The sequence below is a fragment of the Paenibacillus sp. UNC499MF genome, assembly GCF_900107975.1.
GTDB lineage: Bacteria > Bacillota > Bacilli > Paenibacillales > NBRC-103111 > Paenibacillus_F.
In genome coordinates this window covers 18637-30105 of the sequence record NZ_FNVF01000006.1, presented here as the reverse complement: position 1 = coordinate 30105, position 11469 = coordinate 18637, and the positions used below count along the sequence as shown (strand labels likewise).

The following is an 11469-nucleotide window of genomic DNA, read 5'->3' as shown; positions in this document are numbered from 1 at the left end:
CAATCCGCTAGACGCTTTTTAAGAGCTTTATTCAGTGCTTGTGGGGCATAGTTCGATTATACGGGACATCGCCGTTTTTTGGCGGGCAGTTCGCGCAGAGTCTTCCTCCCCTACAAAGCGGAAGCGACTTTGCTTTTACCGGCCGCTCGGGAGACGGGCGCAAGCTTGGGCAGAATGGAGCCCAGCAGCAGCATTCCGGTAACTCCTGTCGCGAAAAGCACCAGAGCCATCGCCCACGCGGGCAGGAACCCGCCGATCACGACATTGATAGCGCATATAAAATGGGCGCCGCTGTACAGCATCCCGTTGACCGCCATATACGAGCTGCGCGCATGGTCGGGAACGATGTTCACGAGAAAAGCCTGCTTGATCGGAACATAGACCAGCTCGCCGACGGTCGCAATCAGCATCAGGACTAGAAGGGCCCACGGATGACTGCCCATGGCCAGATAGCTGTACCCCGCAATGTTCAGGAAGAGACCGACGAACATCGTGCGGGTGCCGCTGTATTTTTTAAGCAGAAAACCGGTAAACAGCGAAAGAACAACAATGGCGAAGGTATTCTCGGTTCTCAAAATGCCCAAAAGCTCAAGACCGTTCAAGCTCGTCATGCCCGGCAGCAGAACGGCTCCGTGAATGTCCCTCTCCAGGCGTATTCCGATATACTCCGTCAAATTAAACTCCACCGAAACCAGGAGCAGGCTGGCCAGTACGTAAATCATAAAAGTCCGGTCGCGGAACACTTCCCCGTAGCTTCTCAGAATGTGAAAAGGCCCGCCGGATTTCGCCGGGATGCTTTCCCCCTCCGCCGGAGCAGCAGGTCCCTGCAGCGTTTCAGTCAACAGGATCAGGGTAACGAGGTAAGAGACGAACGTGACCGCCGCTACCCCGATTAACAATTCGAACAGGTGGGAGCTGAACAGGAACGCTCCGATAATGCCGGCGATCGAGATGGACAAGTTATTCAGCCAGTACGTAATGCGGTACATAAATTTACGGGCCGATGGCTCCGTTACGTCGATGAGCATGGCGTCCGCGGCGGGCTTGCTCAGTCCCCAGGCGGCACCGATGACAAGACTCATCGCCAAGGTCAGGTACGGCGACTGAAACCAGGGCGAATTCGCGGCGGCCATTACGGCGTAAGCGGCGGTGCAGACGAGTTCGCTGACCAGCATCAGTTTTTTGCGTCCGATGCGGTCCGCATAATAGCCGCCGATAAACGTCGCGGCGACGCCTGCGGTGATGTTGCCCATAACCGCTAATCCGGCTATCGTCGTTCCGAGCGTTTTGGCGAAATAAACCGCCATGAACGGCAGAACCATGCCGCTTAGAATGCCCGTCACAAAGTGCAGCGTTATCCTGATTTTTACATTGGGGTGAAAATCTCTGAATCTCATATCCGTTTCCTCATCTTCCGTCGGTACTGGGTGCTTGTTTTTCGTTTCCCCAGTTTATCAAATCGTTCCCCGCTAAAAAAGGTAAATGAATGGCAGCGGATTTCCCCTTTTCTGAACCGCTTTACTTCTTTTGAGCGTATTACCTGACAAAACGACATCAAAACAAGGAGGTCCGGCCATGCAACCGGCTGAAACCAGAGACGAACTTCTCAAACAATTGAACGAAATTCATAGATGGGAAAACGAACAGAAAGATATCTTTTTCTGGGAAAAGCTCAGCCGCCTCCCTTTCGCCCTGCTGGACAAGGTTACCCCGCGTTTCCTTCAAGACCGCATCGGACAGTTGATCGATGAAATGGGAAGCTACATTCAAACCGGAGGAAAATACCTCGTTTCGGAGAAAGGCGTGCTCGAACATCTTTCCAGGCATACGGCGGAGGACAAAGACGCCCGCCAAGACGTCCCATCCATCCGGGAAGCCGCGCATCTTCCCCTTGCGGTCATGGACCGGGCCGCGGATTCCTTGTCCGAATCCAGATCCGCGCTCGCGACCGTGCAAGGAGCCACCACGGGGTTCGGCGGCATTTTTACACTGGCGATCGATATTCCCGCCCTGCTGGGCCTTTCCCTGAAAGTGCTCCAGGAAATCGCCGTCTGCTACGGCTACGACCCCAACGACAAGAAGGAGCGCATTTTTATTATTAACTGCCTGCAATTTTCGTCATCCGATATCGTGGGAAAGAAAGCCGTCCTGGAGAAATTGTCCGATTACGACAAAGAGGGCCGGCAGTCCGTCTCCCAGCTCCAGGGCTGGCGTGAAGTCGTCACGACGTACCGGGATAATTTCGGCTGGAAAAAGCTGTTCCAGATGATTCCGATTGCGGGCATGCTGTTCGGGGCTTACTTTAACCGGGGCACGATCCGGGACGTCGCCGAGGCCGGCAAAATGCTGTACCGCAAGCGCCGCATTCTCGAAAGGTTGAATCAAACCTCTTAAAGGAGTATCTTCATAGATATCTCGTATGAAAGGGGCGTAACCACAATGAGCTCAAGTGAAATACGGGGGCGCTTCGCCCCTACTCCGTCCGGCGAACTCCATATCGGCAACGCCCGTACCGCCCTGCTCGCCTGGCTGCAAACCCGGGCGGCGGGCGGTACGTTCGTCCTGCGGATGGAGGACATCGACCAGCCGCGCTGCCGGCCCGAGCTGGCCGAACAGATCACCGAAGACCTGCGGTGGCTCGGCCTCCTCTGGGACGAAGGCCCGGGCGCGGGCGGCCCCGGCGGGCCTTACGAGCAGAGTGCCCGTGGGCACCTCTACGAGGAGGCGCTGCGGAAGCTGCGGGAGAGCGGGCATCTGTACCCCTGCTACTGCAGCAGGGCCGAGCTTCACGCCATCTCCAGCGCCCCTCACGGCCTCTCCTCGGAAGGGCCCGCCTATCCCGGCACGTGCCGGTCGCTGACGAAGGCCGAGCGTGAGGCGCGGGCGGCGGTCAAAGCGCCCTCTCTCCGCTTCGCGATGCCTCCGGAGGATGTCGCTTTCCGCGATCTGGCCGCGGGAGCGCAAATTTTCCCCGGCGGGGCCGGAGGGGACTTCGTCGTGCAGCGGGCGGACGGCATCGTCGCTTACCAGCTTGCCGCGGCTGTCGACGATGCCGCCATGGGCATCACCGACGTCCTGCGCGGCTGGGATCTGCTCGACTCCACCCCGCGCCAGCTGATGCTGCTGAGGGCCCTCGGGTACGAGCCGCCGCGCTACACGCATGTGCCGCTGCTCTACGGGCCCGACGGCCAGCGCTTGTCCAAGCGTCACGGCTCCTTGTCCGTGTCCGCTATCCGCCGCGCGGGAGTCCCGCCCGAGACGCTGCTCGGCGTACTGGCCTTCCTGTCCGGCCTCATCGATCGGTCGGAGCCTGTTCAGGCTTCGGAGCTCACGGGAAATTTCCGGCTGGCGGCGTTTCCCCGTCACCCCGTGCAGCTGAACCGGCAGCTGCTGCGGCTGCTGTCCGCCGGCTGAGATGTGTTCGCTCCCACCCGTTCGGGAAGCCGCGGCAAATCGTCTCCGGCTGGCGGGATAAAATCTCTCTCCTCTGCGCAAAGTATTCCTAGCTTTGGCGACCGGATCACCGGAGATCCTAAGGAATTCAACCGAGGAGAGTGAATCCGCCTTATGGAGGCGAAAAAAAAATGGGATCTCATTTCTGTGGCGTCCATCCCGCTGATCATGACTCTTGGAAACTCCATGTTAATTCCTATCCTGCCTTTAATCCGTGAAAAGCTTCACGTGACCTCGTTTCAGGTCAGTCTGCTTATTACGGTTTATTCGATTGCAGCGATTATCCTTATACCGGTCGCCGGGTTCCTGTCGGACCGGTACGGCCGTAAAGTCGTCATCATCCCCAGTCTGATTATCGCCGGCATTGGCGGCGCCGTCTGCGGATTTGCAGCCTGGTTCATGCCCAATCCCTATATAACGATCCTGCTCGGCCGTCTGCTGCAGGGTATAGGGGCCGCGGGCGCGGCTCCCGTCGCCATGCCTCTGGTCGGAGACATGTTTACAAAGGAAAGCGACGTCAGCAGCGGCCTTGGCGTAATCGAAACGGCCAATACGGGAGGCAAGGTGCTCAGCCCCATCCTCGGATCCGCCCTGGCCGCCGTGATCTGGTTCCTGCCGTTTATGGCCATTCCCGTTTTCTGCCTGATTTCCGTTCTGATGGTCCTTTTTCTCGTGAAAAAGCCGGAGAAAAACGGCGGCAAGGAAGCCGGCCCGGACCAAAAGAAAGCGAAGGCGGAAGAAAAACGTGCGGACAAAACCGGGAAGCCGGCGAAGGGGCCGTCCAAAAAATCGGAAGACACCGACGGAGCACCGATCTCTCTTCCCGTATTTCTGAAAGACCTGAAATGGATCTTCTCCAAAAACGGAAGATGGCTGTACGCCATTTTCGCCATCGGCTGCATCTGTATGTTTTTGCTTTTCGGAGCTCTTTTTTATTTGTCGGAGCTGCTGGAAGAGAAGTACAAACTGCACGGCATTCTGAAAGGATGCGTTCTGGCAATCCCGCTGACTCTTCTCTGCCTGACGTCTTTTATTACCGGCAAAATCATCGGCCAGCATAAGAAGCGGATGAAATGGCTGACGTTTATCGGCAGCCTGCTTGCTTTGGGAGCGACGGTCGGCTGCCTTTTCTTCAATTCGCTGTACGGCCTGCTTACGATGCTTTCCCTGCTCGGAATCGGCATCGGACTCGCTCTTCCCTGTCTGGATGCCTTTATTACCGCGGGTATCGACAAAGCCCAGAGAGGCACGATTTCTTCCTTCTACAGCTCCATGCGGTTCATCGGTGTGGCCATCGGTCCGCCTGTCGTATCCGTTCTGCTGACCAAATATCCGGGTATTCTGTTCTATGTACTCGGCGCGGCCTGTCTGCTGGCAGCTCTGCTCGCTCTGTTTGCCATTCATCCCTCCACGGATGAAGAGCCCCGGCCCAAACCGGAGGCTTCCCCCGCCTGAAAACGAAAAGGCTTGTCCCAAGGACAAGCCTCCTCTTTTAAGAAGCTTTTATCTACATATTGTTCCTTCATTCACTTCATATTTCCCGGCTCTCATCTATCACTCTTTTATCCAGGCGACTTTTAAATTCATCTCCTCTATACAATGCGATTCGTCCAGTTCGAGGTTGGAAATGGCGGGCGTGACGGGATAGGCCTCCATCGCTTCGGCAGGAAAAGGCTTGAGCAGCGGGATGAGCCGATCGGTGTCTATCGCCCCCTGCGACATCCAGTCTCCGGTCGAGTGCTGATTCAAAATAACCGGCATCTGGTTATGGAAGGAAGTAATCAACGCGTTCGATTCCGTCATCAGCAGCGTACAGGTCCGAAGCTCCTTCCCTCTCGGGTCGCTCCACACATCATACAAACCGGCAATGCCGAACACTTCACGATTCCGGGGCACCACGCGAACGGGAAAGCTTTTCTTCCCTTCCGTCTTCCAATAATAAAAACCCGAGCACGGAACGATGCAGCGCTGCCGCATAAAAATTTTACGGTAGGCGGGGTCCTGATGTACCGACATCCCGTCCGCGTTGACCGCGTCTCTTGCCCAAAACGGAACGAATCCCCAGCGGTATTCGTCCAGCACAAGCTCCCCGTTTACGGAAACGATTACAGGCACATGCTGCCGGGGCGAGATGTTATACCTCGCTTTGTAGGGAACCGCTACTTTATCCACGGAGAACCGGTCTTGAATCTCCTTGATATCGGCGGTCAGCGAATATTGTTTGCACATGGAAATCACCATCCTTTTGCGCTTTATTGTGCCGCGCTCCAGGAAATATATTCTATTTATTTTTCCTTTTTTAGACATTTACCGACATTTTCATACAAAAAATTTGGTGGATGCCGCTTTTTGGGGTACAATAGTCCAGAAGAATATGGGGTTTGGCATTCCCTTGCTATTTAACAGGCGTTTTACATATGAATGGGTATTTCATCAATAAAAGTCTGTTATCCATGATTTGGATTTACATGAAAAGGGACACGTTCATAATTCCTTAATATTTTTCTAGTATAAAAGTATAGATCGAAAGGAAAGGAGCCTATTGCATGAGCATTCGATGGAAAGAATGGTATAAAAGCATGTTTGTTTGGACGATCGTGCTGCTGCTTGCCAAGATGGCACTGTTCCGGATCTTGGTCTATGACAAACTGACCCTGGACAAAATTTTAATAGACGCCTTCGATGTGATGGTAGCAGCCTGTCTTATCGAGCTTTTCCGGCCCGGGCGTGTAAAAACAGCACTTTTCTGGATTTTCAACATTTTAGTCAGTTTGGCATTACTCGCATCCGCTATTTACTTTCAAAATTTTGGAACAGTTCCCATCTACACAACGTTAAAGCAGCTAAATCAAGTGGGACAAGTTTCTTCATCCGTACGTTCGATTATGAGACCGGAGGACCTGCTGTTCTTCGCGGATATTCTCGTTGTTCTGCTGTTCAAGCTCGTCGTGCGTAAAAAACCGAAGAGAAATTACGTGCCTTTCCGGCTTCCGTCACCGGTTACCTATGCGCTCATGATCGTGAGCGTACTGCTGGCCTCTACTTCCATTGCGGCCGCTTCCGGCACCAAAAACGAACTGAAAAAAGGAGAAGAACTCGGTTTCTTCGCTTATCAGGCCGTTTCGTTGTTTGACGGGCTCCGCGCCAACCGGACCAATTATGCGGACATTGCCGAAGTCAAGCAAAATCTGACGGAGCTGGAAGCCTCTTACCCTCGCAGCGCCCCATTGGCGCAAGGGGCGGCGCCTAACTATTTCGGCACGGAAAAAGGGAAAAACGTGATCGTGGTCCAGCTGGAAGCGTTCCAGAACTTCCCGATCAATCTGGAAGTGAACGACCAGGCGATCACGCCGAACATGAATGAGCTGGTCAAGTCCAGCTTCTATTTCAACAACTTCTTCCAGCAGGTCGGGCAGGGCAATACCTCGGACGCCGAGTTTATTTCCAATACGTCCATTTACCCGACCGCAACCGTGGCCATGTCCAGCGGCTTCAACAACCGCGAGCTGCCCGGTTTGCCGAGAGCGCTTAACGCCTTGCAGTACGAAACGAATACGTTTCACGTCAATGACGTCAAATTTTGGGACCGGGACAAAATGTATCCCGCTCTAGGATTTAAGCAGTATTTCGATAAGCCTTCGTTCACGAACGACAACTTCAATGCTTTCGGCGCATCCGACGAAGAATTGTACCGCACCGGCATGAAGCGTCTCGTGGAACTGAATAACGAAAACCAGCCGTTCTACGCCCAGTTCATCTCGGCATCCAGCCACCATCCGTTCAAAATACCCGCGGATAAACAGACGCTGGATCTGCCGGAGAACATCAAGGGCAAGCAGCTCGGGGACTATCTGGAAGCCGTCCATTATACGGACTATGCCCTCGGGACCCTGATCGACCAGCTCAAGGAGAACGGCATGTGGGACAAAACGATTCTCGTGCTGTACGGGGACCACTTCGGCCTGCAGCCGCAGGACAACGATCCTAAGATGGTCAAAGAGGCGCTCGGAATCGATTACCATGAGCAGATTTCCCGCTACAATATTCCGCTCATTATCCACGCCCCTTCCCAGCAAGGTGCTCAGATCGAAACGGCCGGCGGCCAGTTGGACATTATGCCGACCGTAGCCAATCTGCTCGGCATCCGTATGGAGGAAGCAGGCATTGTGCCGTTCGGGCACGATTTGCTCAACGTTACGAAGAACGTGTCCGGAATCCGGTATTACCTGCCGACCGGCTCCTTCGTCAACAACGATGTATTGTTCGTACCGGGCGAAGGCTTTGACGACGGGACCGCGGTCTCGCTAAAAACGCACCAGCCTGTCGCGGATATCAGCCAGTACCGCAAAGATTATGACTACATTATGGACCTGATGGAGCTTTCGGATGAATATGTGAAGCTGCTTCCCGTCCGCAAATAAGTACTTTACAGGTGCAGGAACCGGATTTATTCCAGCACCTGCCAAGAAGGCGGCGTCCCCCGGGGCGACGCCTTCTTTCTTTTTGTCGAAAAACGGCTTTGGACGGGTCTGAATAGATAGCTGGATAGATGTGGAGAAACTTCCGTTTTGATATGTTTGACATGTCATTTGTTCCGTAGCATAATATTGACTATCGAATGTTTCACTTGTGAATCATTAAACAGTGCAACGATAGGAGGCGAGAGCATGGAGAGCCCGCTTTACCCCATCTATACTTCTTTTCGTGAAGTTAATCAGACAATCAAGCGTATCCTTCGCACGAATGCGGAAGCGGTGGGGTTATCCCATGTGCAGTTCACGATTCTCCGGCTCCTGAAAAATTGTCCCGGCACCAATGTGACGGAGTTGGCCGAACGCATGCAGCAGACGAACAGCTCGGTCAGCGTAGCCATCGAACAATTGGTGGGAATGGGACTTGTGGATCGGATCCGCAGCGACGAAGACCGCCGGAACGTCAAATTAAACTTGACCGAAAGAGGTACGGAGAAGGTAAAGCTGTCAATGAATGAAGATTCGCATCTTTATAAACAGCTTGTGCGGATTTTGAAAGTCCCGCCTCAGGAGATTCAAAACATGCTGGACACGCACCAAAAAATTTTAGATCAGCTAAATGCCAAGGAGGAATAAAGTAAGATGGGTTACACCAGAATCGTTATCACCAACGTAGTTGTCATTATTGTTTTAATTGTCGCCGCTGTTACCGGCTATTATTTCTATAATCAGTCGACCACTTATATCAAAACCGAGAATGCGCAGATTGCCGGCCAGCAGATGCTGATTACCGCTCCCGCGACAGGCAAACTTGAAGACTGGAAAGGCAAAGTCGGCCAAGTGTTTAAAGCCGGCGACGTCATCGGTACCGTTCAAACGGCCGGAGCTCAAGGAACTACAGCCGTGAACGTGTCTATGCCTGCCGACGGCACTGTCGTACAGACAAGCGCTTATGACAATGAAACCGTGGCTCCCGGCACACCGCTCGGTTATGCCTACAACATGGGCAGCCTCTTCGTTAATGCCAACATCGAAGAAACACAGCTTAAAAACGTGAAAGTCGGCCAAACCGTCGATATCTATGTCGATGCTTTCCCGAACAATACGCTGACCGGAACCGTGAACCAGATCGGCCAGGCTACTGCCGGCACGTTCTCCATGCTTCCGCAAAGCAACAGCAACGCGAACTACACGAAAGTCACTCAAGTTGTCCCGGTTAAAATCATGCTGACCGATAATCAAGGGGTTGCACTTGTACCCGGTATGAGCGCCGAGGTCCGCATCCATAAGTAAGGAGCGATTAAGGAATGTCTGAAACAAAAGCGTTAGTTGTCTATAAGGAGAAAGAACCCGAAGAAGACATGACGAAGCATCGTGGTACGGTGCTTCTCGTTTTAATTCTGGGTGCCTTCGTCACCATTCTTAATCAGACGCTTCTCAATGTGGCCCTGCCCCATTTGATGAATGATTTCAATGCGTCTGCGGACACCATTCAATGGCTGTCCACCGGTTACATGCTGATTAACGGGATTATTATTCCGATTTCCGCGTTCCTGATCGGTACGTTTACGACCCGCCAGCTATTCATCTCCGCGATGATTTCCTTTACCGTCGGCAGTTTGATATGCGGCATGGCGCCGAACTTCACCATAATGATGATCGGCCGTATCGTACAGGGCGCGGGCGCCGGTATTATTATGCCGCTCATGATGACCGTTATTCTGAACATCTATCCTCCGCAGGTACGGGGACGAGCTATGGGTACGATCGGGATCGCCATGTTCTTCGCTCCTGCCGTGGGCCCTACTCTGTCGGGCTGGATCATCGAGCACTGGACATGGAGAATCTTGTTCTACGTGGCCATGCCGATTGCCATTCTCGATATTATTTTTGCATTTCTAGTTTTGAAAAACGTCACGAAAGTAACGAAGCCCGTTTTCGATTTCCTCGGGTTCGTCACTTCGACGATCGGCTTCGGTTCGCTCCTTTACGGAATCAGCGAAGCCGGCAGCAAAGGCTGGGATTCCGTTCCCGTCGTCTCGACCATTATTATCGGGGTCGTCTTCATCGCCCTGTTCATCGTGCGCGAGCTGACTGCCAAAAACCCGCTTCTGAATCTGCGGGTTTTCAAGTACAACATGTTTTCACTGAGCACCGTCGTGAGCTGTATCGTGAACATGGCCATGTTCGGGGCGTCTATCCTCGTTCCGATCTATGTTCAGAACATCCGGGGGTACAGCCCGATGGAAGCGGGTCTGCTTATGCTGCCCGGCGCACTTCTTATGGGTATCATGTCGCCGCTTTCCGGCGCCTTGTTCGACCGTTTCGGCATTAAGCCGCTCGCTTTTATCGGTCTTACGATTACGGCCATCACGACTTGGGAATTCGCTCATCTTAACGCGGATACGACCTATTCGACCTTGATGTGGCTGTACACGATCCGTATGTTCGGCATGTCGTTCATTGCGATGACCATCATGACGACTGGGCTCAATCAGCTGCCGAGAGAGCTGGCCAGCCACGGCACGGCCGCTTCCAACACGGCGCGCCAGATCGCCTCTTCAATCGGAACGGCGGTTCTGGTTACCATCATGACAAATCGCACAACCTATCATGTAGGCCAATATGCGAACGACCTGTCCTTGTCCAATCCGAACTACAATCCGTCGGGTCTGGAAAGCATGGGCGCCGCATTTGCCCAGCAGATGGGCCAGTCTCTCGCGGCCGGCAAAGCGTATGCGAGCCAAATGCTGTACGGGCTCGTTACGAAACAATCGACCATTCAAGGCATTAACGACGCCTTCGTCGTTGCAACAGGTCTTACGATAGTCGCATTAATCGTATCCTTCTTCTTCCGCCGCGTCGCTCACGGCAAAACCGCCAAGAAAAAAATGGCCGAAAAGCCGGCCGAACCGATTGAATTGACGGAAACGAGCGGACAAACGGCGCGGGTCTGACATCCGCGCTTCCATTTGACCTTGTCACGGAAAGGACGTCTATTATGAAAATTTATGTAGTGTACGACAGCGAGAGCGGCCATACCGAAGCGCTTGCCCGCTCCATTGCGGAAGGCGCCGCCGGTCATCCGGAGGCCGAGGTTCTTCTCCGCCACGTCAACGAAGCACAAATCAGCGAGCTGGAAGACGTGGATGCCATCATATGGGGCTGTCCGGGCCATTTCGGAACGATAAGCTCCGGGCTCAAGAGCTGGATCGACAAGCTCGGCTACATGTGGGCCAAAGGCGAGCTCATCGGCAAAGTCGGCGCCGCGTTCTGCACGACGGCAACCGTACACGGCGGCATAGAAATGACGCTGTGGAACCTGATCACACCGATGCTTCACAACGGTATGATTATCGTCGGCCTGCCGAGCAACGTGCCGGAAAACGTGCTGTACGGCTCCTACTACGGCGTGGGCATCACTTGTCCGGTCGAGACGTCCAAGGATGCGCCTCCCAACCTGCCGACCGAGTCGGACCTGGCTCTGGGACGCGCCCTGGGCAAACGGGTTGCCGATATCGCCCGAAAGCTAGCCTAAAGCGTT

Annotated in this window: 10 protein-coding genes; 8 read left to right on the top strand and 2 right to left on the bottom strand. The window is 53.9% G+C overall.

Translation table 11 applies throughout. From position 1 onward, the window contains the following. Nucleotides 1–110: 110 nt before the first annotated feature. On the bottom strand, nt 111–1397 hold the full coding sequence (locus C4S74_RS14480; protein WP_103996015.1) for an MFS transporter: 1287 nt from the start codon (nt 1395–1397) through the stop codon (nt 111–113). 178 nt (nt 1398–1575) lie between these two features. Between C4S74_RS14480 and C4S74_RS14475 the strand changes: the two genes are divergently transcribed. From C4S74_RS14475 to C4S74_RS14465, 3 genes are all read left to right on the top strand, one after another. Further along, on the top strand, nt 1576–2394 hold the full coding sequence (locus C4S74_RS14475; protein WP_103996014.1) for an EcsC family protein: 819 nt from the start codon (nt 1576–1578) through the stop codon (nt 2392–2394). A gap of 45 nt (nt 2395–2439) precedes the next feature. Beyond that, nucleotides 2440–3414, top strand: coding sequence for a tRNA glutamyl-Q(34) synthetase GluQRS (gene gluQRS, locus C4S74_RS14470; protein ID WP_103996013.1), 975 nt, complete (start codon nt 2440–2442; stop codon nt 3412–3414). Between the two features lie 153 nt (nt 3415–3567). Then, nucleotides 3568–4908, top strand: a complete 1341-nt coding sequence (locus tag C4S74_RS14465; RefSeq protein WP_103996012.1) for an MFS transporter — start codon at nt 3568–3570, stop codon at nt 4906–4908. Between the two features lie 99 nt (nt 4909–5007). On the opposite strand, the gene C4S74_RS14460 is transcribed toward C4S74_RS14465, so the two are convergent. Continuing rightward, the gene (locus tag C4S74_RS14460; protein ID WP_103996011.1) at nt 5008–5682 is read right to left on the bottom strand and encodes an SOS response-associated peptidase; all 675 of its coding nucleotides are present in this window, start codon (nt 5680–5682) and stop codon (nt 5008–5010) included. A 317-nt stretch (nt 5683–5999) separates the two neighbouring features. Here C4S74_RS14460 and C4S74_RS14455 point away from each other — a divergent pair, with 317 nt between their 5' ends. The 5 genes from C4S74_RS14455 to C4S74_RS14435 all read left to right on the top strand — a co-directional run bounded on the left by C4S74_RS14455 (nt 6000) and on the right by C4S74_RS14435 (nt 11463). Next, nucleotides 6000–7874 carry an LTA synthase family protein gene (locus C4S74_RS14455; RefSeq protein ID WP_103996010.1) on the top strand — a complete coding sequence of 625 codons (1875 nt, stop codon included), beginning with the start codon at nt 6000–6002 and terminating at the stop codon, nt 7872–7874. A 246-nt stretch (nt 7875–8120) separates the two neighbouring features. Further along, nucleotides 8121–8561, top strand: coding sequence for a MarR family winged helix-turn-helix transcriptional regulator (locus C4S74_RS14450; protein ID WP_103996009.1), 441 nt, complete (start codon nt 8121–8123; stop codon nt 8559–8561). Between the two features lie 6 nt (nt 8562–8567). After that, the gene (locus C4S74_RS14445) at nt 8568–9218 is read left to right on the top strand and encodes an efflux RND transporter periplasmic adaptor subunit (protein WP_009672433.1); all 651 of its coding nucleotides are present in this window, start codon (nt 8568–8570) and stop codon (nt 9216–9218) included. A 14-nt stretch (nt 9219–9232) separates the two neighbouring features. Continuing rightward, a complete protein-coding gene (locus C4S74_RS14440) occupies nt 9233–10882 on the top strand; it encodes a DHA2 family efflux MFS transporter permease subunit (RefSeq protein WP_103996008.1) in 1650 nt (549 codons plus the stop codon). Between the two features lie 44 nt (nt 10883–10926). Next, the gene (locus C4S74_RS14435) at nt 10927–11463 is read left to right on the top strand and encodes an NAD(P)H-dependent oxidoreductase (RefSeq protein ID WP_103996007.1); all 537 of its coding nucleotides are present in this window, start codon (nt 10927–10929) and stop codon (nt 11461–11463) included. The last annotated feature ends 6 nt before the right edge of the window (nt 11464–11469 follow it).